Below are 22569 nucleotides of genomic sequence, written 5' to 3' on the forward strand. Positions count from 1 at the left end.
GAATTAAAAGATTTGTGGCAGTGTATTGAACAATCTGGCAATGTTTTCGCGGAATAATCACGCAATTAACTAAACAAGGTTTAGTAAAGATGAGAGCCTGCATTAACAATCAACAGATTCGCCACCATAACAAATGCGTGATTCTGGAACTGCTGTACCGGCAAAAGCGCGCCAATAAATCAACGCTGGCCCGGCTGGCGCAAATTTCGATTCCGGCGGTCAGTAATATTTTGCAGGAACTGGAAAGCGAAAAACGGGTGGTGAATATCGACGATGAAAGCCAGACGCGCGGGCATAGTAGCGGTACATGGCTGATTGCGCCGGAAGGTGACTGGACGCTGTGCCTGAACGTGACGCCCACCAGTATTGAGTGTCAGGTTGCTAATGCTTGTTTAAGTCCGAAAGGTGAATTTGAGTATTTACAGATTGATGCACCGACGCCGCAGGCGCTGCTGTCCGAAATCGAAAAATGCTGGCATCGCCACCGTAAATTGTGGCCGGACCGTACCATCAACCTGGCGCTGGCAATCCACGGTCAGGTTGATCCGGTGACTGGCGTGTCGCAAACCATGCCGCAAGCGCCGTGGACAACGCCGGTTGAGGTAAAATATCTGCTGGAAGAGAAGCTCGGCATTCGGGTGATGGTCGATAATGACTGCGTGATGCTGGCGCTGGCGGAGAAATGGCAAAATAATTCGCAGGGCCGGGATTTCTGCGTGATCAACGTTGATTACGGCATTGGCTCGTCGTTCGTGATTAACGAGCAAATTTATCGCGGCAGTTTGTATGGTAGCGGACAAATTGGTCACACCATCGTTAATCCGGATGGCGTCGTCTGCGACTGCGGACGTTATGGCTGCCTGGAAACCGTCGCCTCGTTAAGCGCGTTAAAAAAACAGGCGCGGGTATGGCTAAAATCACAACCGGTTAATACTCAGCTTGATCCTGAAAAACTGACTACCGCGCAGTTAATCGCTGCCTGGCAGAGTGGAGAACCGTGGATCACCAGTTGGGTTGATCGCTCTGCCAACGCCATTGGTTTGAGTCTGTATAACTTCCTCAACATCCTCAATATTAATCAGATTTGGTTGTACGGTCGCAGTTGTGCCTTTGGTGAGCACTGGCTTAATACCATTATTCGCCAGACGGGATTTAACCCGTTCGACCGCGATGAAGGACCGAGCGTGAAAGCAACGCAAATTGGCTTTGGGCTATTAAGCCGCGCACAACAGGTGCTGGGGATTGGCTATTTGTATGTTGAGGCACAGTTACGACAGATTTGATGGCGCGATAACGTAGAAAGGCTTCCCGAAGGAAGCCTTGATGATCACAAACCTAAGATTGCCTGATGCACTACGCTTATCAGGCCTACACGGATATTGCAATATATTGAATTTGCAAAGTTTTGTAGGCCGGATTAGGCGTTCATGCCGCTTCCGGCATGAACAACGAGCACATTGTCAGCAAATCACCGTTTCGCTTATGCGTAAACCGGGTAACGTGCGCAGATGTCGAGAACTTTACCTTTGATGCGCTCAATAACCGCTTCATCATTGATGCTGTCCAGCACGTCACACATCCAGCCAGCCAGTTCTTTCGCTTCGGCTTCTTTAAAGCCACGACGGGTAATCGCCGGAGTACCCACGCGAATACCGGAGGTCACAAACGGGCTCTTCGGATCGTTCGGTACGCTGTTTTTGTTAACGGTGATGTTAGCACGGCCCAGAGCGGCGTCCGCTTCTTTACCGGTCAGGTTTTTATCAACCAGATCAACCAGGAACAGGTGGTTATCAGTGCCGCCGGAAACCACTTTGTAGCCGCGTTCCAGGAACACTTCTACCATCGCTTTAGCGTTTTTAGCGACCTGCTGCTGGTAAGTTTTGAACTCAGGCTCCATCGCTTCTTTCAGAGCAACCGCTTTACCGGCGATTACGTGCATCAACGGACCGCCCTGACCACCAGGGAAAACGGCAGAGTTCAGTTTTTTGTACAGCTCTTCGCTACCACCTTTCGCCAGGATCAGGCCGCCGCGCGGACCCGCCAGGGTTTTGTGAGTGGTGGTAGTAACAACGTGAGCATGAGGAACCGGGTTCGGGTAGACGCCAGCTGCAACCAGGCCCGCAACGTGCGCCATATCAACGAACAGGTAAGCACCGATGCTGTCAGCGATTTCACGCATTTTCGCCCAGTCCACCACGCCGGAATATGCAGAGAAGCCACCGATAATCATTTTCGGTTTGTGTTCTTTGGCTTGTTTTTCCAGATCGGCGTAGTCGATATGACCGCTAGCATCGATACCGTAAGGAACGATGTTGTACAGTTTACCGGAGAAGTTAACCGGAGAACCGTGAGTCAGGTGACCGCCATGCGCCAGGTTCATACCCAGAACGGTATCACCTGGTTCCAGCAGCGCGGTGTACACCGCAAAGTTAGCCTGGGAGCCGGAGTGCGGCTGGACGTTAGCGTAGTCAGCACCGAACAGTTCTTTCGCACGATCGATCGCCAGTTGTTCAACGATATCAACATACTCGCAACCGCCGTAGTAGCGTTTGCCCGGATAACCTTCAGCATATTTGTTGGTCAGCTGAGAACCCTGCGCCTGCATTACGCGCGGGCTGGTGTAGTTTTCGGAGGCGATCAGTTCGATGTGCTCTTCCTGACGTACTTTTTCCTGCTCCATAGCCTGCCACAGTTCGGCATCATAATCGGCAATGTTCATTTCACGCTTTAACATCCGCATCTCCTGACTCAGCTAACAATAAAATTTTTGGCCTTTATAGGCGGTCCTGTTGGACAACGGCGAACAGTATAACCGAATCATTGTGCGATAACAGGTCTTGACAAAGGAATTTACGCAAACGATTACCTTCAGGCTGCGCAAGGCTTTGGAGAATAAAGAGCTTGCAACCGGAAACGGATTTCTTTTCAGGTTTGTGATGCAAATTTTTCACTTCATCACATTCTTTCTGAAAAACACCAAAGAACCATTTACATTGCAGGGCTATTTTTTATAAGATGCATTTGAGATACATCAATTAAGATGCAAAAAAAAGGAAGACCATATGCTTGACGCTCAAACCATCGCTACAGTAAAAGCCACCATCCCTTTACTGGTGGAAACGGGGCCAAAGTTAACCGCCCATTTCTACGACCGTATGTTTACTCATAACCCAGAACTCAAAGAAATTTTTAACATGAGTAACCAGCGTAATGGCGATCAACGTGAAGCCCTGTTTAACGCTATTGCCGCCTACGCCAGTAATATTGAAAACCTGCCTGCGCTGCTGCCAGCGGTAGAAAAAATCGCGCAGAAGCACACCAGCTTCCAGATCAAACCGGAACAGTACAACATTGTCGGTGAACACCTGTTGGCGACGCTGGACGAAATGTTCAGCCCGGGCCAGGAAGTGCTGGACGCGTGGGGTAAAGCCTATGGCGTACTGGCTAATGTATTTATCAATCGCGAGGCGGAAATCTATAACGAAAACGCCAGCAAAGCCGGTGGCTGGAAAGGTACTCGCGATTTCCGCATTGTGGCTAAAACACCGCGCAGCGCGCTTATCACCAGCTTCGAACTGGAGCCGGTCGACGGTGGCGCAGTGGCAGAATACCGTCCGGGGCAATATCTCGGCGTCTGGCTGAAGCCGGAAGGTTTCCCGCATCAGGAAATTCGTCAGTACTCTTTGACTCGCAAACCGGATGGCAAAGGCTATCGTATTGCGGTGAAACGCGAAGAGGGTGGGCAGGTATCCAACTGGCTGCACAATCACGCCAATGTTGGCGATGTCGTGAAACTGGTCGCTCCAGCAGGTGATTTCTTTATGGCTGTCGCAGATGACACACCAGTGACGTTAATCTCTGCCGGTGTCGGTCAAACGCCAATGCTGGCAATGCTCGACACGCTGGCAAAAGCTGGCCACACAGCACAAGTGAACTGGTTCCATGCGGCAGAAAATGGCGATGTTCACGCCTTTGCCGATGAAGTTAAGGAACTGGGGCAAGCACTGCCGCGCTTTACCGCGCACACCTGGTATCGTCAGCCGAGCGAAGCCGATCGCGCTAAAGGTCAGTTTGATAGCGAAGGTCTGATGGATTTGAGCAAACTGGAAGGTGCGTTCAGCGATCCGACAATGCAGTTCTATCTCTGCGGCCCGGTTGGCTTCATGCAGTTTGCCGCGAAACAGTTAGTGGATCTGGGCGTGAAGCAGGAAAACATTCATTACGAATGCTTTGGCCCGCATAAGGTGCTGTGATTTGATGTTGCCGGATGGAAACATCCGGCAACCCTTGACGCGGTTTAAATTGCCGCGTCGTCTTCTTCACCGGTACGGATACGAATAACCCGTGCCACGTCGAAGACGAAGATTTTACCGTCACCGATTTTGCCGGTTTGCGCCGTGCGAATAATGGTATCGACACAGGTATCGACAATGTCGTCCGGTACGACAATCTCAATTTTCACCTTCGGCAGAAAATCCACCATATACTCCGCGCCGCGGTACAGCTCGGTATGGCCTTTCTGGCGGCCAAAACCTTTCACCTCAGTGACCGTCATGCCGGTAATGCCGACTTCCGCCAGTGCTTCGCGAACATCGTCCAGCTTGAAGGGTTTAATAATCGCATCAATCTTTTTCATGCTATTCCTTGAAAAGGTCGCCTGTCTTTTGATCTGCTAAACGTAACACATAACGCCAATTCATTCCTTGAAATCGTTTGCATCCAGCTCGTGTCGGGAAAGCAGTTTATAAAATTCTGTCCGGTTGCGCCCCGCCATTCTCGCCGCGTGGGTGACGTTGCCTTTGGTGATTTGCAGCAGCTTACGCAAATAGTTGAGTTCAAACTGATTACGTGCCTCAACAAAGGTTGGCAGCGCCGTGTTTTCGCCCTCCAGCGCCTGCTCTACTAATGCATCGCTAATCACCGGAGATGAGGTCAGCGCCACGCACTGTTCAATCACGTTGACCAACTGGCGTACATTACCCGGCCAGCTAGCGGTCATCAGGCGTTTCATTGCATCGGTGGAGAACGCGCGGACAAACGGTTTATGTCGCTCTGCCGCCTGGCGCAACAGGTGATTTGCCAGTAGCGGAATGTCTTCTGTGCGCTCTGCCAGAGCCGGAATTTTCAGGCTGACAACGTTGAGGCGGTAATAGAGATCTTCGCGGAATTCCCCGCGCGCCATCGCTTTTGGCAGGTCGCGGTGAGTGGCGGAAATAATCCGCACGTCGATATCAATATCGCGGTTACTGCCCAGCGGGCGCACTTTACGCTCCTGCAACACGCGCAGCAGTTTGACCTGCAACGGTGCGGGCATATCGCCAATCTCATCGAGAAATAGCGTACCGCCTTCCGCCGCCTGGAATAAACCTTCGCGATTGCTGACAGCGCCAGTAAACGCGCCACGCGCATGACCAAACAGTTCCGACTCCAGCAATTGCTCGGGCAATGCACCACAGTTAATAGCAATAAACGGCTTGCTGTTACGCGGGCTGGCGTTGTGGATAGCCTGGGCGAAAATCTCTTTCCCGGTGCCGCTCTGGCCGTTAATCAAAACGCTAACGTCTGATTGCGCCACCAGCCGCGCCTGTTCCAGCAAACGCAGCATCAGCGGGCTGCGGGTGACAATCGCCTCGCGCCAACGTTCGTCGGTGGCTGGCGCGGATTGTTCCAGCGCATCGTCAATTGCCTGATATAGCGCGTCTTTATCGACAGGCTTGGTGAGGAAACTAAAAACGCCCTGCTGTGTTGCAGCAACGGCATCGGGAATAGAACCATGCGCGGTAAGAATAATTACTGGCATTCCCGGCTGCACTTTCTGGATTTCAGCAAACAGCTGCATACCGTCCATTTCATCCATCCGCAGGTCGCTGATGACTAAATCTACTTTTTCGCGATTCAGTACCCGTAATCCTTCAGCACCACTTTCCGCCGTGACCACGCTGTAGCCTTCGCTGGTCAGGCGCAGGCCAAGCAGTTTCAGCAATCCCGGATCGTCATCGACCAATAATAAATGCGCAGGTTTATGGCTCATCAGGAGTGACCTCATGGGTGGATGGCGCGGGCTTTTCACCCTCGTGCGGCGTATCCGGCGAGAAATTTCCAGCCGGTTTGCGGGTCGAGAGCTGGCGTTCAATATCGGTCAGGTTTTCCAGCTTGCGGGTAGTGAGTTCCAGTTGCTGTTGTAGAACGTGATGTTGCTGGCGCAAAGTATCCAGCTCGCTGTCGCTGGACTGCTGGAGTTTGCTGTAGCGTTGGCGCTCTTCCGCCAGTTGCAGTTGCAGCGCCTGACCGTCGCGCCAAAGTTGATACAGAGGGCGAACCTGTGCCGGGATTTCGGTACTTAGCGCATCAATGCGCGCGACCAGCTGGCGGCGCTCATACGGCGTAATTTTGGCATCGGCGAGCAAAATCCCTTGTTTAAAGGTATTTTGCCAGCTGCCGTCGTTATATTGGCGAGCTTGCTGACGCGACTGCGCAGGCATTAAACGATCAGCACAATCCATCGCCCGCAGCCAGTAAAGCGGATTGGTTTCGGTTGATTTACCTTGCAGCGCCCAGATGTCGCTACATTCAGTAGAAAGATAGTCAGCCAGTTGATAAACCGGAATTTTTTCTTCTGCTGGCGTATTAATGGCTGGCTTATTGTGACTCTGCACGCAACCCAGCAATGCCAGACATGGCAGCCCTGCCAGCCACAGCCGTCGGGGCAATAATCGTTGAAAAATGTGTCGCATATTCACCAGACTTAGCGCCTTTCCCAGTGGGCGTAATTGTTACAGACAGTCTGGACATGGACAGCGCGGAGAAACCGGAGCGTACATGTCGTACGTGAGGATTTCGAGCACTGCCCAGGGCCAAACTGGCAAATAAAATAGCCTGATGGGATAGGCTGTTAGCATTATTTCGTGTTTTTCGACGACGGCAATTCAATGCGGAAGCAAACGTCTTGCCCGCTCTCGTCGACCAGATACAGTTCCCCTTGCATACGGCGAATACAATCCCTGGCAATGCTTAATCCCAGACCGCTGCCCTTCACCGCCCCTTTTCGCTGGTGGCTTCCCTGAAAAAAGGGTTCAAAGATCATGGCGCGTTCCTCTTGCGGAATGGGTGTGCCTGTATTGATGACATCAATATAAACCCGCGCGCCATGTAAACTGCTGCGAAGGCAAATGTTACCGGATTCAGTCCCGTAGTGCACAGCATTGGAGTAAAGATTATCCAGTACGCTCATCAGCAGCATTGGCTCCGCCAGGCAAGCTGTTGCTTGGAGATCGACGTCGGTATGCATCATTTTAGCCCGTGCGGGCAGGCTATGAGCAGAAACTACTGTCTCCACCAGCGGTGCTAATTCAACATTCTCCAGTTCCACCGCACTGTCCGCCTGTTTACGGTTGTAATCAAGCAGTTGTTCGATCAGTTTTTGCAAATTGCGGCTGCTGCTATCGAGGATGCTCACCACCTCTTTTTGCTCTGGCGTAAGCGGCCCGACAACCTGGTCAGCCAGTAATTCAGTGCCCTCGCGCATACTTGCCAGCGGCGTTTTTAATTCATGAGATAAATGTCTTAAGAATTGATGACGTTGGGATTCCAGCCATGACAGGCGCTCACTTAACCAAAGAATACGTTGCCCAACCGAGCGTAACTCGCTCGGTCCACTGAACGAGACACTATTGCCCAGAGAACGCCCTTCCCCCAGCCGGTTGATCATGCGCTCGATATTTTTCACCGGACCGATAATCATCCTCGTGAAAAGTAGCACCATCACCAGACTCACCAGAAATAACACCAGCGATTGCCAACCAAAATATTGCCCACGTTCGGCGATTTCACGCTGAAGTTGCTGCCCACGAGAGAACACCACTGTGCGCGTGGCCTGCACCATTTCGGTATTGGCACTGGCAAAGGCTTCAAGACGCGCGGCGGCGGCGGCATCGGGACCACTGTTGTTACACTGAAGTTGGGCCAGATTGTTCAAGTCCTGACGCAATGCCTGGTAAAGTTTATCGTCTGGCAGTACGCCTGCGTGGGCATCGAGCATTTCGCTGTAACGCTTGCGCTGGCTTTGATAAACCTTCGCAAGCGTAGGGTCGTCCAGCACGCAATACTGACGGTAGCTACGCTCCATCTCCAGTGCCGCGTTGGTCATCGCTTCACTACGCCGGGCATCAATAAGCGTAGTGCGGTTAACCAGCGCCGCCTGATCGCTAAGTGCATTCAGGCTTTGCCAGGCTTGCCATGCCAGCACCAACAGGGGTAGCAGAATCAGCAAAAATGCCAGCATTACCAGTTGTCGTAATGAGCGGGGAAAAACGGGCCAGCGTTTCAAGGTGTTACTCTCGTCAGACGCGAATAGCCTGATGCTAACCGAGGGGAAGTTCAGATACAACAAAGCCGGGAATTACCCGGCTTTGTTATGGAATAAGGCGGTGCCTAACTCGACGTTTCGCCCGATGGTTGATATAGCTACGCTGATATCAGAAGTTGGACGGCAGGCACCTTGTTGTGCGTCATTCGAATTTTATGTAGCACGTCCCGAAGGGGCTGACATAAGTCGGTGAATGAGCCACTGGTTACTATTATGCAGTAACTGTGCCAATAAAGAAAATAGTTTGGTAACGTACTGATTATACGCCGCTTTGAGGGATTTATGGCTTCTTCGCTATTTGAATGTAAATCAGCCACTGTGTCGCTAAAAAGAGACAACTTAAGATAAACTTATTAGATAATATTAAAATCAATAAGTTAAATGTCGCCAGAAAGCGACACGGCACACCACCCATTGTCGTGATTTACAGACACAAAAAAGCTCCCGAAGTTGGGAGCTTATAATAGCGGTTGGTGCTTAATGCCGGATGCGGCGTGAATGCCTCATCCGGGCTGCAAAACCAATGGGCTGACGACTTACCCCAACTGCTTACGCGCATTGCGGAAAATGCGCATCCATGGGCCATCCTCGCCCCAGTTTTCCGGATGCCAGGAGTTGCTGACAGTACGGAAAACACGTTCCGGGTGCGGCATCATAATGGTGACTCGACCACTTTCAGTCGTGACTGCCGTAATACCATTCGGAGAACCGTTCGGGTTAGCCGGGTAGGTTTCAGTGACTTTGCCGAAGTTATCGACATAGCGCAGTGCCACCAGCCCTTTGCTTTCCAGTGCCGCCAGATGCGCCGCATCACGCACTTCCACGCGCCCTTCACCATGAGATACAGCAATCGGCATTTGCGAGCCCACCATCCCCTGCAACAGCAGAGACGGGCTTTGGGTTACTTCAACCAGGCTGAAACGCGCTTCAAAGCGATCGGAGGTATTGCGCACAAAACGTGGCCACAACTCACTACCTGGGATCAGTTCGCGCAGATTAGACATCATCTGGCAACCGTTACATACCCCCAGCGCCAGCGTTTGCGGACGGTGGAAGAAGGTTGCAAACTCATCGCGTACACGGTCATTGAACAGGATAGACTTCGCCCAACCTTCACCGGCACCCAGCACATCACCGTAGGAGAAACCACCGCACGCGACCAGGGCGTGGAAATCCTCCAGGCCCGTGCGTCCAGCCAGCAGGTCACTCATATGCACATCGATTGCATCGAAGCCTGCACGGTGGAAAGCAGCCGCCATTTCAACATGCGAGTTCACGCCCTGCTCACGCAGTACGGCAACTTTCGGACGTGCGCCAGTAGCAATATACGGTGCTGCCACATCTTCGTTGATATCGAACGACAGTTTCACATTCAGGCCCGGATCGGCGTCGTTGGATTTCGCCTGATGTTCCTGATCGGCACATTCAGGGTTGTCACGCAGGCGCTGCATCTGCCAGGTAGTTTCTGCCCACCAGACACGCAACGTGGTGCGGCTTTCGCTGAATACAGTCTGCCCGTTGGCGGTAATCACAAAACGGTCACCGGAAACCGCCTGGCCAACATAATGGACGCAATCAGCAAGGCCATGCTGTGCCAGTACCGCTTCAACTGCTTTACGGTCAGCGGCTCGAACCTGAATCACCGCACCCAGTTCTTCGTTAAACAACGCCGCCAGGCGATCGTCACCCAGAGTGGCGATATCCGCGTCAATGCCGCAATGACCAGCAAAGGCCATTTCCGCCAGCGTTACCAGCAGGCCGCCATCAGAGCGGTCGTGGTACGCGAGCAGCTTACGCTGTGCTACCAGCGCCTGAACCGCGTCATAGAAACCTTTCAGTTGCGCGACGTCGCGTACATCTGCCGGTTTGTCGCCAAGCTGACGATAAACCTGCGCCAGCGCCGTTGCGCCCAGCGCGTTATTGCCTTTGCCCAAATCAATCAGCAGCAGTGCGTTATCTTCGGTAGAAAGCTGTGGCGTGATGGTGTGACGTACATCTTCCACGCGGGCAAATGCAGAAATAACCAGCGACAGTGGCGACGTCATTTCGCGCTCTTCGTTACCTTCCTGCCAGCGGGTTTTCATCGACATAGAGTCTTTACCCACCGGGATCGTCAGGCCCAGAGCCGGACAAAGTTCTTCGCCCACAGCTTTAACGGCTTCATACAGGCCCGCATCTTCGCCTGGATGACCTGCCGCCGCCATCCAGTTGGCGGAAAGTTTAATGCGTTTGATATCGCCAATCTGTGTTGCGGCAATATTGGTTAACGCTTCACCGACCGCCAGACGGGCAGAGGCGGCGAAATCCAGCAGCGCAACCGGCGCACGCTCGCCAATCGCCATCGCTTCGCCGTAGTAGCTATCGAGGCTGGCGGTAGTGACCGCGCAGTTAGCGACCGGCACCTGCCACGGACCCACCATCTGATCGCGCGCTACCATGCCGGTTACGCTGCGGTCACCAATGGTCACCAGGAAAGTTTTCTCCGCCACGGTCGGCAGGTGCAGCACGCGTTTCACCGCGTCAGCAATGGTAATCCCTTCACGAACCAGCGCATCACCCTTCGCTTTCAGCGTTTGTACTTCGCGGGTCATCTTCGGCGTTTTACCAAGCAGGACGTCCAGCGGCAGATCGATCGGCTGATTATCAAAATGACGATCGTGCAAAGAAAGATGCAGTTCTTCGGTCGCTTCACCAATCACCGCGTATGGCGCGCGCTCACGCTTACACAGTTCGTCAAACAGCGGTAACTGATCGGCAGCAACCGCCAGCACGTAGCGTTCCTGGGATTCGTTACACCAGATTTCCAGCGGGCTCATGCCCGGTTCGTCGCTCAGGATATCGCGCAGTTCGAATTTACCGCCGCGCCCGCCGTCGCTCACCAGTTCCGGCATGGCGTTAGAAAGACCGCCTGCGCCAACGTCGTGGATAAACAGGATTGGGTTGGCATCACCAAGCTGCCAGCAACGGTCGATCACTTCCTGGCAGCGACGCTCCATCTCCGGGTTGTCGCGCTGTACGGAAGCGAAGTCGAGGTCGGCATCAGACTGACCAGACGCCATGGAAGACGCCGCGCCGCCGCCAAGACCGATGTTCATTGCCGGGCCGCCGAGAACGACCAGCTTCGCACCAACGTTGATCTCGCCTTTTTGTACGTGATCGGCACGAATGTTGCCGATCCCGCCCGCCAGCATGATCGGTTTGTGATAACCGCGCAGCTCTTCGCCATTGTGGCTGTTCACTTTTTCTTCATAAGTACGGAAGTAGCCGTTCAGTGCCGGACGACCAAATTCGTTGTTAAATGCCGCGCCGCCCAGCGGGCCTTCGGTCATGATGTCCAACGCGGTGACAATGCGCTCAGGCTTACCGAAATCTTCTTCCCACGGCTGTTCGAAGCCTGGAATTCGCAGGTTGGAAACGGAGAAACCTACCAGACCAGCTTTCGGCTTTGCGCCACGCCCGGTGGCACCTTCATCGCGGATTTCACCGCCGGAACCGGTCGCCGCGCCCGGCCACGGAGAAATCGCCGTCGGGTGGTTGTGAGTTTCGACTTTCATCAGAATATGCGCCGGTTCCTGATGGAAATCGTAGCGGCCCGTTTCGTGGTCAGCAAAGTAGCGGCCCACTTCAGACCCTTCCATGACGGCGGCGTTATCTTTATAAGCAGAGAGAACGTGATCCGGCGTAGTTTCGAAGGTATTTTTGATCATCTTGAACAGCGATTTCGGCTGCTGTTCACCGTCGATAATCCAGTCGGCGTTAAAAATTTTGTGGCGGCAGTGCTCAGAGTTCGCCTGAGCGAACATATACAGCTCGATGTCGTTCGGGTTACGACCAAGCTTTGTGAAAGCATCCTGCAGATAGTCGATTTCATCTTCCGCCAGTGCCAGGCCAAGACGCAGGTTAGCGTCGATTAGCGCCTGACGGCCCTGTCCCAGCAAATCAACGCTGGTGACCGGAGTCGGTTGATGGTGTGCAAACAGCTGCTCTGCATCATCTAAAGCAAAAAAGACCGTTTCCATCATGCGGTCGTGCAGTTCAGCGGTAACCTGCTGCCATTGTTCATTGGTCAGCGTACCGGCTTCTATATAGTAAGCCACGCCGCGCTCAAGACGGTTTACCTGTTGCAGCCCGCAGTTATGGGCAATATCGGTCGCTTTCGAAGACCAGGGAGAGATGGTGCCAGGACGCGGGGTCACCAGCAGGAGTTTGCCTTGCGGGGCATGGCTGGCGAGTGCCGGGCCATATTTCAGCAGGCGTTCAAGTTGTGCGTGCTCATCATCGTTTAACGGCGCATTGAGGTCAGCAAAATGGACATACTCGGCGTAAATAGTGTGAACCGGGAGCCTGGCAGCCTGAAAACGTGCCAGCAGTTTGTTGATTCGGAATGCCGACAATGCAGGCGAACCACGCAGAATTTCCATCATAAGTCTCTCGTCTTCTAAGCTTTCGGTGTACCCAAGGGGGGGAAACGGGCGTCATTATAAAGAATCTGATGCGCTGACGAAACCGTTTGCGTGGAAATAAAATCACCATCGCGAATTAGCAACGCGTGCCGCCAATGGCTGTAATAAGTTGCCAACTGGCGCAGGTTTACGCAAAATGCCGCTCATTTATGAGTAAACCTTTCACTATTATTACGTTTTTTCAAGCTGGGACGCGCACGACACAGAGAATTAACTAATTGAAAAAATTAAAGATTAATTATCTGTTCATCGGCATTCTGGCACTGCTACTCGCGGTCGCTCTCTGGCCATCCATTCCCTGGTTTGGTAAAGCCGACAACCGTATCGCCGCCATTCAAGCGCGGGGAGAGTTGCGTGTGAGCACCATTCATACTCCCCTGACTTATAACGAAATCAACGGGAAACCTTTTGGCCTGGATTACGAACTGGCGAAACAGTTTGCCGATTACCTCGGCGTAAAACTGAAAGTGACCGTGCGGCAGAATATCAGCCAGCTGTTTGACGACCTCGATAATGGTAACGCCGACCTGCTGGCGGCAGGACTGGTCTATAACAGCGAAAGGGTTAAAAATTATCAGCCAGGCCCGACCTACTACTCCGTTTCACAACAACTGGTTTATAAAGTGGGTCAGTATCGCCCACGTACGCTGGGCAACCTGACGGCGGAGCAACTCACCGTTGCACCGGGTCATGTGGTGGTTAACGATCTCCAGACCCTGAAAGAAACAAAATTCCCGGAATTAAGCTGGAAGGTTGACGACAAAAAAGGCTCTGCGGAATTAATGGAAGATGTCATCGAAGGAAAACTCGATTACACCATTGCTGATTCTGTTGCCATTAGCCTGTTTCAGCGCGTTCATCCGGAACTCGCCGTAGCGCTCGACATTACCGATGAACAACCGGTGACCTGGTTTAGCCCGTTAGATGGCGATAATACCCTTTCCGCCGCTCTGCTCGATTTCTTCAACGAAATGAATGAAGACGGTACGCTGGCACGCATTGAAGAGAAATACCTGGGGCATGGCGATGATTTTGATTACGTCGATACGCGCACATTTTTACGCGCCGTCGATGCGGTACTGCCGCAGTTAAAGCCCCTGTTTGAGAAATACGCCGAAGAAATTGACTGGCGTTTGCTGGCCGCTATTGCTTATCAGGAATCGCACTGGGATGCGCAGGCCACTTCACCGACGGGGGTGCGCGGCATGATGATGTTAACCAAAAATACCGCGCAAAGCCTCGGCATTACGGATCGTACCGATGCCGAACAGAGCATCAGCGGCGGCGTGCGTTATTTGCAGGATATGATGAGTAAAGTGCCGGAAAGTGTGCCTGAGAACGAACGGATCTGGTTTGCCCTCGCCGCGTACAATATGGGCTATGCGCATATGCTGGATGCCCGCGCCCTGACGGCAAAAACTAAAGGTAATCCTGACAGTTGGGCTGACGTAAAGCAGCGTCTGCCTTTACTTAGCCAGAAACCCTATTACAGCAAGCTGACTTACGGCTACGCGCGTGGGCATGAAGCCTACGCTTATGTCGAAAATATTCGTAAGTATCAGATTAGCCTGGTGGGTTATCTGCAAGAGAAAGAGAAGCAGGCTACAGAAGCGGCGATGCAACTGGCGCAGGATTATCCGGCGGTATCGCCTACGGAGTTGGGCAAAGAGAAATTTCCTTTTCTCTCGTTTCTTTCCCAGTCGTCATCAAACTATTTGACCCACTCTCCCTCTCTGCTGTTTTCCAGGAAAGGGAGTGAAGAGAAACAAAATTAATCCGTCGAGGATCGCGCTTTTTTCTGCGCTTTAATTTCCTGGCGGCGCATGCGAAAGAAGTCACTGAGCAACGCCGCGCACTCATCCGCCAGTATTCCTTCCGTAATTTCCACTCGGTGATTCATACCCGGATGATGCAGCACATCCATTAAAGATCCCGCAGCGCCAGTTTTCGCGTCACGCGCACCAAAGACCACGCGACCAATGCGACTGTGGATCATTGCTCCGGCACACATTACACAGGGTTCAAGCGTGACATACAACGTGGCGTCGATCAGACGATAATTTTGCATCACCAGACCGCCCTGCCGCAGAGCCATGATTTCTGCATGTGCGGTGGGATCATGTCGACCAATCGGACGGTTCCAACCTTCGCCGATTACCCGATTGTTATGCACTAATACCGCGCCGACCGGCACTTCCCGCTCATCCCAGGCACGCTTCGCCAGCGTCATTGCATGACGCATCCAGTATTCGTGGCTAAATTCGACTTCAGACAAAAAGAAAACTCCGGTTATAAAAGCGCGGCGCATTATACACGGACGCTATGCTTTACTCTATTCCAGTTGCTGGAGTTCACCGCGCGGGGTTACCCGCCAACGATGCTGGCAGAAATAAAGCAGCGGGTTGTCCTGATTACTGTCGCTATAGCCACTGTACAGCCGCAGCGGCGTGCCGATTTTGCGCTCCAGTTGTGCGACCTTTTCATGTCCCAGACAACGCATCGTCAATACCCAACCACCATAGCCACGCTGAATTTGGCTGGCGATAAGATTAACCCGCGGCAGCCAGGGCGTATCGAAATAAACCGCTTCAACCAGCGGCTGCGGAGAGCCGGTAATCAACCAGATATCAGCATCGGAACTTAACAGGTAGGTGGTTAATCGCTCCTGAACCAGCGGAAAGGCGGTAACATTGTCACGAAACCAACGTACGAAATCGGCCTGCAACGCCTGCAAACGCGCTTCATTGTGACCAAAAGTGCATCCCCACAGAAGCAGACTCATCGGCCAGCGTGCCGCACGACCTTTTATCAATAACGCAATGGCTATGATCGGCAACAACGGTAGGACAAGCAACGCATTCAGCGGTTGGCGACGCAGTAAATAACGCAAAAAACTGCCGAACATATCCTGCTGATGCAATGTTCCATCTAAGTCAAAAAACACCACACGACGCTCGTGAGTTGCCAAACCATACTCCTCTGGACTGAAACATCCTGATTAATTTTCGCTACTACATAGCCTAACAGATAGATCATCACTTTTCCGGCAACAATCGACCGCATCATGGCTAACTGGAATTTTTAATTCATGGCAATTAGCGGCAATGGAATATAAAATTCACTCGCGTTTGTCTCATATTGCCTGTTGTCGCCACTATTTCATCGCGAGGAAAGATATGAACGGCTTACTTCGTATCCGTCAGCGTTACCAGGGGCTTGCCCAGAGTGATAAAAAACTGGCGGATTATCTGCTGCTACAACCTGATACGGCGCGCCATTTAAGCTCTCAGCAACTGGCCAACGAAGCCGGAGTCAGTCAGTCCAGCGTCGTGAAGTTCGCGCAAAAACTCGGCTATAAAGGTTTTCCGGCGCTTAAGTTGGCGTTGAGTGAAGCGCTGGCAAGCCAGCCGGAATCGCCCTCCGTGCCCATTCATAACCAAATCCGCGGTGATGATCCGTTACGGCTGGTCGGCGAAAAACTGATTAAAGAAAATACTGCCGCTATGTACGCAACGCTAAACGTTAATAGTGAAGAGAAACTGCATGAATGCGTAACAATGTTGCGCTCTGCGCGGCGGATAATTCTGACCGGTATTGGCGCTTCGGGTCTGGTGGCGCAAAACTTTGCCTGGAAGCTGATGAAGATTGGCTTCAATGCTGCCGCAGTGCGCGATATGCATGCGCTACTCGCTACCGTACAGGCGTCGTCCCCTGACGATCTGTTATTAGCCATTTCTTACACCGGTGTACGACGCGAGTTAAACCTGGCGGCAGATGAGATGCTGCGAGTGGGCGGAAAAGTGCTGGCGATTACCGGCTTTACTCCCAATGCCCTGCAACAGCGCGCTTCTCATTGCCTGTATACCATTGCCGAAGAACAAGCGACAAACAGTGCTTCAATCTCTGCTTGCCACGCGCAGGGAATGTTAACGGATTTGCTGTTCATTGCGCTGATTCAGCAGGATCTGGAACTGGCACCAGAACGTATTCGTCATAGTGAAGCGCTGGTGAAAAAACTGGTCTGAGTAAAGAATGCGCGTATAATGCCCGCCCGGTTTGTGTTGTTTTGAGAGTTTCCTTATGGCGCTGTTAATCACTAAAAAATGCATCAATTGTGATATGTGTGAACCCGAATGCCCGAATGAGGCGATTTCAATGGGCGATCATATCTATGAGATTAACAGCGATAAGTGTACCGAATGCGTAGGGCACTACGAGACACCAACCTGCCAGAAGGTGTGCCCGATCCCCAATACTATTGTGAAGGATCCGCAACATGTCGAGACGGAAGAACAGTTGTGGGATAAATTTGTGCTGATGCATCACGCGGATAAAATTTAATATTCTGCTCCTGGAGTAGACTATTGTTGACTTTATAGTGTGAGCCTTCAGGTTCTTATATTTATTTTCGTGATGTGATCATAAATATCAATTATTTCATGAATGATAACACTATCTGTATAAGCACTTATTTATAATTATTAAAGGCGCGCCTGGCTGGTTAACCTGACGCGCCTTAAGTACGTTTCCTTATGTTATAAGAACAGAAGGATCAGCTGTAAAACAGCAATGATGATTTTGATGACCCGTTTAATAAGGTATCGGCAATCAGTCATTCGTTTTTCCTTAAACAAGGAATGCAGCCGTTCAGATTAGCCCTTACATCTCCCCAAAACTGAACGTGCGAGTTATTGAGGGTGCATGCTGCACTCCACACCAGAGCTTTGACGACACCACTCGTTTCAATGGGGGAATTCTGTGGCATGGTATAAAGCACAGCAAAATCGCCAATAACGAAGCCAATTTTAATGTACTTCCGAATTGGCGGTCACGTTAATCTTTCCATCAATATTGTTTTCTTCGTAAAGGCTCGAGTTTTTATGCTAAAGATTGCAAGTTGCTTGTAAAAGATAACCGCCCTGATCCATAATCGCTCTTGTTGAGGGTGCGTGCTGCACAAAATTAAAGTTAAAAAGTAAAACCCCCGTTCCTTACCAGTTCGGGGGTTTTACTTTATAAAGAGAACGGTATTTTTTTAACTTTCAATAATTACCGTGGCACAAGCATAGTGGCGTTCATCTGCCAGCGTTACATGCATATTTACAACGCCGAGCTTTTCCGCCAGTTTTAATGCCTCACCCCATAGCCGTAGCCGTGGTTTGCCGAGCTCATCATTAAATACTTCAAATTGATTAAACGCCAGACCATTGCGGATCCCGGTGCCAAACGCTTTTGCCGCCGCTTCTTTCACAGCAAAACGCTTCGCCAGAAAACGCACCGGCTGGTGGTGCGTTTTCCAGATTGCCCATTCGTTATCGCTTAATACGCGGCGTGCCAGACGCTCACCGGATCGGGCGATCACCGATTCAATGCGAGCGATCTCCACAATATCCGTACCTAAACCTAATATTGCCATTAGCCACGCGCTTCCAGCATCAAACGCTTCATTTCTGCCACCGCATCTTTCAGTCCGGTCATCACTGCACGACCAATAATGGCATGACCTATATTCAGTTCATGCATCTCAGGGATGGCGGCAATGGCTTTCACGTTGTGATAGGTCAGACCGTGACCAGCGTTAACTTTCAGACCGAGACTAGCGGCAAAGGTCGCGGCTTTGGCGATACGCGCCAGCTCTTGCGCCTGTTCGGCGTCAGTTTTGGCATCAGCATAGCAACCGGTGTGGATCTCGATAAACGGTGCGCCAACCTCTGCCGCAGCTTTGATCTGCTCTTCATCGGCGTCGATAAACAGAGAAACCTGGATCCCGGCCTCCGCCAGACGTTTACAGGCATCGCGCATTTTGTCACGCTGCCCTGCGACGTCCAGGCCGCCTTCGGTTGTTACTTCCTGACGCTTTTCCGGTACCAGACAGCAAAAATGTGGCTTCGTCTCAACGGCGATCGCCAGCATCTCTTCGGTCACCGCCATCTCCAGATTCATGCGGGTATCCAGCGTCTGACGCAGGATGCGCACATCGCGGTCAGTAATGTGGCGGCGATCTTCACGTAAATGCACGGTAATGCCGTCTGCTCCCGCCTGCTCGGCAATAAACGCCGCTTGCACTGGATCCGGGTAAGCAGTACCGCGTGCGTTACGCAGCGTTGCAATATGGTCAATGTTGACGCCTAACAGTAATTCAGCCATGACAATCCTCATCATTCATAATGTGTTTTCACCGTTCGCTTAGGCATAAACTGCCGGAACAGTTCCCTGCTCTTTAATGGTTTACCGCCAAGATACGGCTTAAGCGCCATGCGGGTAAAGCGTTTCGCGGCGCGTAGTGTGTCTGCGTCAGGAAATTCCCGCGCGTTTAACGCTTTTAACTGCCTTCCGGTGAACGTTTTATTGTCGATAACGACGCTTGCGATAAACCCTTTTTCTTCGCGATAACGATACGTCATGGTGTCATCTACCGGCTCGCCGCTACCCGCACAATGGGTAAAATTGACGCCATAGCCCAGATGCCCGAGCAGTGCCAGTTCAAAGCGGCGCAGCGCGGGTTCTGGCGTACCAGTGGCACCTGCAAGAGACTGAATGCAGTGCAAGTAATCGAAAAAGAGTTCAGAGAAGCGCGTCTCGTATTCCAGCACGCGGGAAAGAAGTTCGTTGATGTACAAACCGCTGTAAAGGGTGATACCGCTTAATGGCAGCGCCAGCGAGACAGCTTCGGCACTGCGCAGTGTTTTGACTTCACCACGCCCACCGAAGCGAAGCAAGAGAGGGGTGAAAGGTTGTAATGCACCTTTCAGAGTAGAGCGTTTAGAGCGTGCGCCTTTGGCAACCAGACGCACGCGACCCGATTCCTCCGTGAAGACGTCCAGCATCAGGCTCGTTTCGCTCCACGGGCGACTATGCAGGACAAATGCGCGCTGCCAGCCTTCCATCGGAGTTACTCTTAAAGATCGTCAACGTAACCGAGACTGCGCAGTGCGCGTTCGTCGTCGGCCCAACCGGATTTCACTTTTACCCACAGCTCAAGGTGAACAGGCGCTTCGAACATTTCCTGCATGTCTTTACGCGCTTCAATCCCGATGGTTTTGATCTTGGCCCCTTTGTTGCCAATAACCATCTTCTTCTGCCCTTCACGCTCAACGAGAATCAAACCGTTGATGTCATAACCGCCGCGTTCGTTAGAGACGAAACGTTCGATCTCCACGGTCACGGAGTACGGCAGTTCAGCGCCGAGGAAACGCATCAGTTTTTCGCGGATGATTTCAGACGCCATAAAACGCTGTGAGCGATCGGTGATGTAATCTTCCGGGAAGTGATGAGTCGCTTCAGGCAGATGCTTACGCACGATTGCCGCAATAGTATCAACATTCAACCCGGTTTCGGCAGAGATCGGCACGATATCGAGGAAGTTCATCTGGCTTGCCAGGAACTGTAAGTGTGGCAGCAGATCGGCTTTTTCCTGCACGTTATCCACTTTGTTCACCGCGAGGATTACCGGCGCTTTGCCATCGCGCAGTTTGTTGAGCACCATTTCATCGTCCGGCGTCCAGCGGGTGCCTTCTACGACAAAAATCACCAGCTCAACGTCGCCGATAGAGCTGCTCGCCGCTTTGTTCATCAGGCGGTTAATGGCGCGTTTTTCTTCCATATGCAGGCCTGGGGTATCAACGTAGATCGCCTGATACGCGCCTTCAGTATGGATCCCCACAATGCGGTGACGAGTTGTTTGCGCCTTGCGGGAGGTAATGGAGATCTTCTGCCCCAGCAGTTTGTTCAACAATGTGGATTTGCCAACGTTCGGACGTCCGACGATAGCAATAAATCCGCAGTAACTTTTATCGATGCTCATTCCAGCTCCAGTTTTTTCAACGCCTGTTCGGCGGCAGCCTGCTCAGCCTTACGACGGCTTGAACCTGTGCCAACCACCGGTTCACTCAGGCCGCTGACCTGGCAGTGGATAGTAAATTCCTGATCGTGTGCTTCGCCACGTACCTGGACGACCAGATAAGTCGGCAGCGGCAGATGGCGACCCTGCAAATATTCTTGCAAGCGCGTTTTCGGATCTTTTTGTTTGTCACCTGGGCTAATTTCGTCCAGACGGGTTTGATACCAGTTAAGGATTAATTTCTCGACGGTTTGAATATCACTGTCGAGGAATACGCCACCAATTAATGCTTCGACGGTGTCGGCGAGAATTGACTCACGACGAAATCCACCGCTTTTAAGTTCACCTGGCCCTAAACGTAAGCACTCGCCTAACTCAAATTCGCGCGCCAGTTCTGCCAGCGTATTGCCACGGACCAGCGTGGCGCGCATCCGGCTCATATCGCCTTCATCCACACGAGGGAAACGGTGATAAAGCGCATTGGCGATAACGTAGCTCAGAATAGAGTCGCCTAAAAATTCTAAACGCTCGTTATGTTTGCTGCTGGCACTACGATGGGTTAATGCCTGCTGCAACAGTTCCTGATGATTAAAAGTGTAGCCCAGCTTCCGTTGAAGCCGATTAATTACGATGGGGTTCATGCGATACCAATAAATAAATGCGTCAACAATTCAGCACACGAAACAGACCTGATATACATGGCTCTGCTAACTGCTTCGCTGCAGTTTCAGTTTACCGGTATATGGGGACCAACGCTGTTTCGTGTGCCGTGGCAACCTGGAGGTGCCAACCTTAAACTTCGGGGGAATATTCTATACACAACGACGGGGGATGTCGTTAGCCACGGGAGATTTATCTCATAAATAATTCACGTTGTCGCCATAACGGCGACAACGTGAACGAAGATGGGCTATTAATGGATGCCGCCAATGCGACTTAAGCGCACACCTGTCGGCCATTCGCCTTCTTGCTTATCGAAACTCATCCAGATAGCCGTTGCCCGACCGACCAGATTCGCTTCCGGCACAAAGCCCCAGTAACGGCTGTCCGCGCTGTTGTCGCGGTTGTCACCCATCATGAAGTATTGTCCCGGCGGAACAATCCAGGTTGCCAGTTGTTGCCCTGGCTGCTGGTAATACATCCCCACCTGGTCCTGCGCAATCGGCACTGTCAGAATGCGGTGCGTCACATCACCCAGTGTCTCTTTACGCTCGGAAAGACGAATTCCATTTTCTTTGGTTTCGTTTTTCGGCACTTCAAAGAATCCGCTGGTCGCTTCCCCACCATTACGGCGTGAGAAGGTCTGAACGAAATCGCTCGGTTCCACGTTTGAGTAGGTGACCGGCAGCGCGTTTTCACATGCCTGGCCGGAACTGCATCCCGGTTGAATCGTCAGCTCTTTTGAGACCGGATCATAAGTGACTTTATCGCCCGGTAAACCCACCGCGCGCTTGATGTAATCAAGCTTTGGATCTTCCGGATATTTAAAGACCACGATATCGCCGCGTTTCGGATGACCGGTTTCGATCAGCGTTTTCTGGTAGATAGGATCTTTAATGCCATAAGCAAACTTCTCTACCAGAATAAAATCACCGATTAACAGAGTCGGCATCATCGAACCTGACGGGATCTGGAACGGTTCATAAATAAACGAACGCACAATCAATACGATAGCCAGCACCGGAAAAACAGAAGCACCAGTTTCCAGCCAGCCAGGCTTCGGCGCAACCTTTTTCAGTGTTGCTTTATCCAGTGAGTCACCGGCAGCCGCCTGCGCCGCTGCCTGACGTTCCCGCCGTTTAGGTGCGAAAAAGAATTTATCCACGCACCATAAAATGCCCGTCACCAGTGTGGCAATCACCAGAATCAGGGCAAACATATTCGCCATGCCAACTCCTAAG

The 22569-nt window shown here is 52.0% G+C and carries 20 protein-coding genes; 5 read left to right on the plus strand and 15 right to left on the minus strand.

Features of this window, described 5'->3' with window-relative positions:
• The first annotated feature begins 89 nt into the window (after window positions 1–89).
• On the plus strand, window positions 90–1283 hold the full coding sequence (locus tag G434_RS15790; RefSeq protein ID WP_001200781.1) for an ROK family protein: 1194 nt from the start codon (window positions 90–92) through the stop codon (window positions 1281–1283).
• A 197-nt stretch (window positions 1284–1480) separates the two neighbouring features.
• Here G434_RS15790 and glyA read toward each other — a convergent pair whose 3' ends face one another.
• Entirely contained in the window at window positions 1481–2734 is a 1254-nt protein-coding gene (gene glyA / locus G434_RS15785) for a serine hydroxymethyltransferase (protein ID WP_000919149.1), read from the minus strand.
• Between the two features lie 328 nt (window positions 2735–3062).
• Between glyA and hmpA the strand changes: the two genes are divergently transcribed.
• Complete coding sequence (hmpA, locus tag G434_RS15780; protein WP_000883136.1) at window positions 3063–4253, plus strand: NO-inducible flavohemoprotein; 1191 nt, start codon at window positions 3063–3065, stop codon at window positions 4251–4253.
• A 44-nt stretch (window positions 4254–4297) separates the two neighbouring features.
• Here the strand turns inward: hmpA and glnB are convergent, their stop codons facing one another.
• The 5 genes from glnB to purL form a co-directional block, all read right to left on the minus strand.
• Window positions 4298–4636, minus strand: a complete 339-nt coding sequence (gene glnB, locus G434_RS15775; RefSeq protein ID WP_000717694.1) for a nitrogen regulatory protein P-II — start codon at window positions 4634–4636, stop codon at window positions 4298–4300.
• Between the two features lie 60 nt (window positions 4637–4696).
• A complete protein-coding gene (gene glrR, locus G434_RS15770; RefSeq protein WP_001298983.1) occupies window positions 4697–6031 on the minus strand; it encodes a two-component system response regulator GlrR in 1335 nt (444 codons plus the stop codon).
• A complete protein-coding gene (gene qseG, locus G434_RS15765) occupies window positions 6021–6734 on the minus strand; it encodes a two-component system QseEF-associated lipoprotein QseG (RefSeq protein WP_001215900.1) in 714 nt (237 codons plus the stop codon). The genes glrR and qseG overlap by 11 nt, the downstream gene beginning before the upstream one ends.
• A gap of 164 nt (window positions 6735–6898) precedes the next feature.
• Window positions 6899–8326 carry a two component system sensor histidine kinase QseE/GlrK gene (gene qseE, locus G434_RS15760; RefSeq protein WP_001309666.1) on the minus strand — a complete coding sequence of 476 codons (1428 nt, stop codon included), beginning with the start codon at window positions 8324–8326 and terminating at the stop codon, window positions 6899–6901.
• A gap of 575 nt (window positions 8327–8901) precedes the next feature.
• Entirely contained in the window at window positions 8902–12789 is a 3888-nt protein-coding gene (gene purL, locus G434_RS15755) for a phosphoribosylformylglycinamidine synthase (RefSeq protein WP_000970165.1), read from the minus strand.
• Between the two features lie 257 nt (window positions 12790–13046).
• Here purL and mltF point away from each other — a divergent pair, with 257 nt between their 5' ends.
• Complete coding sequence (gene mltF, locus G434_RS15750; protein ID WP_000734212.1) at window positions 13047–14603, plus strand: membrane-bound lytic murein transglycosylase MltF; 1557 nt, start codon at window positions 13047–13049, stop codon at window positions 14601–14603.
• Here mltF and tadA read toward each other — a convergent pair.
• Together tadA and yfhb are read right to left on the minus strand one after the other, a co-directional pair.
• Complete coding sequence (gene tadA, locus G434_RS15745; protein ID WP_001446663.1) at window positions 14600–15103, minus strand: tRNA adenosine(34) deaminase TadA; 504 nt, start codon at window positions 15101–15103, stop codon at window positions 14600–14602. The two genes, mltF and tadA, sit on opposite strands and share 4 nt — an antisense overlap.
• A 57-nt stretch (window positions 15104–15160) precedes the next feature.
• Window positions 15161–15796 (minus strand): phosphatidylglycerophosphatase C, encoded by a 636-nt coding sequence (gene yfhb, locus G434_RS15740; protein WP_000190644.1) that lies wholly within the window; start codon window positions 15794–15796, stop codon window positions 15161–15163.
• A 208-nt stretch (window positions 15797–16004) separates the two neighbouring features.
• Between yfhb and G434_RS15735 the strand changes: the two genes are divergently transcribed.
• Window positions 16005–16853: a MurR/RpiR family transcriptional regulator gene (locus G434_RS15735; RefSeq protein WP_001013779.1), complete on the plus strand. Its 849-nt coding sequence runs from the start codon at window positions 16005–16007 to the stop codon at window positions 16851–16853.
• Between the two features lie 55 nt (window positions 16854–16908).
• Window positions 16909–17169 (plus strand): 4Fe-4S dicluster ferredoxin YfhL, encoded by a 261-nt coding sequence (gene yfhL / locus G434_RS15730; RefSeq protein ID WP_001196285.1) that lies wholly within the window; start codon window positions 16909–16911, stop codon window positions 17167–17169.
• Window positions 17170–17363: 194 nt separating this feature from the next.
• Here yfhL and shoB read toward each other — a convergent pair whose 3' ends face one another.
• The 7 genes from shoB to lepB all read right to left on the minus strand — a co-directional run bounded on the left by shoB (window position 17364) and on the right by lepB (window position 22556).
• The gene (gene shoB / locus G434_RS0125135; protein WP_000128776.1) at window positions 17364–17444 is read right to left on the minus strand and encodes a type I toxin-antitoxin system toxin ShoB; all 81 of its coding nucleotides are present in this window, start codon (window positions 17442–17444) and stop codon (window positions 17364–17366) included.
• Between the two features lie 419 nt (window positions 17445–17863).
• Entirely contained in the window at window positions 17864–18244 is a 381-nt protein-coding gene (gene acpS, locus G434_RS15725) for a holo-ACP synthase (RefSeq protein WP_000986047.1), read from the minus strand.
• Window positions 18244–18975: a pyridoxine 5'-phosphate synthase gene (gene pdxJ, locus G434_RS15720; RefSeq protein ID WP_001309669.1), complete on the minus strand. Its 732-nt coding sequence runs from the start codon at window positions 18973–18975 to the stop codon at window positions 18244–18246. Before pdxJ ends, acpS begins: the two co-directional genes overlap by 1 nt.
• A gap of 11 nt (window positions 18976–18986) precedes the next feature.
• Window positions 18987–19715 (minus strand): DNA repair protein RecO, encoded by a 729-nt coding sequence (gene recO, locus G434_RS15715; protein ID WP_000399393.1) that lies wholly within the window; start codon window positions 19713–19715, stop codon window positions 18987–18989.
• An 11-nt stretch (window positions 19716–19726) separates the two neighbouring features.
• Entirely contained in the window at window positions 19727–20632 is a 906-nt protein-coding gene (era, locus tag G434_RS15710) for a GTPase Era (protein ID WP_000020737.1), read from the minus strand.
• Window positions 20629–21309 carry a ribonuclease III gene (gene rnc / locus G434_RS15705; protein WP_001068343.1) on the minus strand — a complete coding sequence of 227 codons (681 nt, stop codon included), beginning with the start codon at window positions 21307–21309 and terminating at the stop codon, window positions 20629–20631. The genes era and rnc overlap by 4 nt, the downstream gene beginning before the upstream one ends.
• A gap of 272 nt (window positions 21310–21581) precedes the next feature.
• A complete protein-coding gene (gene lepB, locus G434_RS15700; RefSeq protein ID WP_000002542.1) occupies window positions 21582–22556 on the minus strand; it encodes a signal peptidase I in 975 nt (324 codons plus the stop codon).
• Window positions 22557–22569 lie beyond the last annotated feature (13 nt).

Origin of the sequence: Escherichia sp. KTE172, from assembly GCF_000408845.1 — a bacterium.
GTDB lineage: Bacteria > Pseudomonadota > Gammaproteobacteria > Enterobacterales > Enterobacteriaceae > Escherichia > Escherichia coli.

What these genes read in the sequence shown, in the direction of transcription:
- purL (WP_000970165.1), bottom strand. Translation starts at nt 12,789, where the DNA reads ATGATGGAAATTCTGCGTGGTTCGCCTGCATTGTCGGCATTCCGAATC.
- pdxJ (WP_001309669.1), bottom strand. Translation starts at nt 18,975, where the DNA reads ATGGCTGAATTACTGTTAGGCGTCAACATTGACCATATTGCAACGCTG.
- G434_RS15735 (WP_001013779.1), top strand. Translation starts at nt 16,005, where the DNA reads ATGAACGGCTTACTTCGTATCCGTCAGCGTTACCAGGGGCTTGCCCAG.
- recO (WP_000399393.1), bottom strand. Translation starts at nt 19,715, where the DNA reads ATGGAAGGCTGGCAGCGCGCATTTGTCCTGCATAGTCGCCCGTGGAGC.
- glrR (WP_001298983.1), bottom strand. Translation starts at nt 6,031, where the DNA reads ATGAGCCATAAACCTGCGCATTTATTATTGGTCGATGACGATCCGGGA.
- glyA (WP_000919149.1), bottom strand. Translation starts at nt 2,734, where the DNA reads ATGTTAAAGCGTGAAATGAACATTGCCGATTATGATGCCGAACTGTGG.
- rnc (WP_001068343.1), bottom strand. Translation starts at nt 21,309, where the DNA reads ATGAACCCCATCGTAATTAATCGGCTTCAACGGAAGCTGGGCTACACT.
- G434_RS15790 (WP_001200781.1), top strand. Translation starts at nt 90, where the DNA reads ATGAGAGCCTGCATTAACAATCAACAGATTCGCCACCATAACAAATGC.
- glnB (WP_000717694.1), bottom strand. Translation starts at nt 4,636, where the DNA reads ATGAAAAAGATTGATGCGATTATTAAACCCTTCAAGCTGGACGATGTT.
- lepB (WP_000002542.1), bottom strand. Translation starts at nt 22,556, where the DNA reads ATGGCGAATATGTTTGCCCTGATTCTGGTGATTGCCACACTGGTGACG.
- yfhL (WP_001196285.1), top strand. Translation starts at nt 16,909, where the DNA reads ATGGCGCTGTTAATCACTAAAAAATGCATCAATTGTGATATGTGTGAA.
- acpS (WP_000986047.1), bottom strand. Translation starts at nt 18,244, where the DNA reads ATGGCAATATTAGGTTTAGGTACGGATATTGTGGAGATCGCTCGCATT.
- qseG (WP_001215900.1), bottom strand. Translation starts at nt 6,734, where the DNA reads ATGCGACACATTTTTCAACGATTATTGCCCCGACGGCTGTGGCTGGCA.
- shoB (WP_000128776.1), bottom strand. Translation starts at nt 17,444, where the DNA reads ATGACTGATTGCCGATACCTTATTAAACGGGTCATCAAAATCATCATT.
- era (WP_000020737.1), bottom strand. Translation starts at nt 20,632, where the DNA reads ATGAGCATCGATAAAAGTTACTGCGGATTTATTGCTATCGTCGGACGT.
- hmpA (WP_000883136.1), top strand. Translation starts at nt 3,063, where the DNA reads ATGCTTGACGCTCAAACCATCGCTACAGTAAAAGCCACCATCCCTTTA.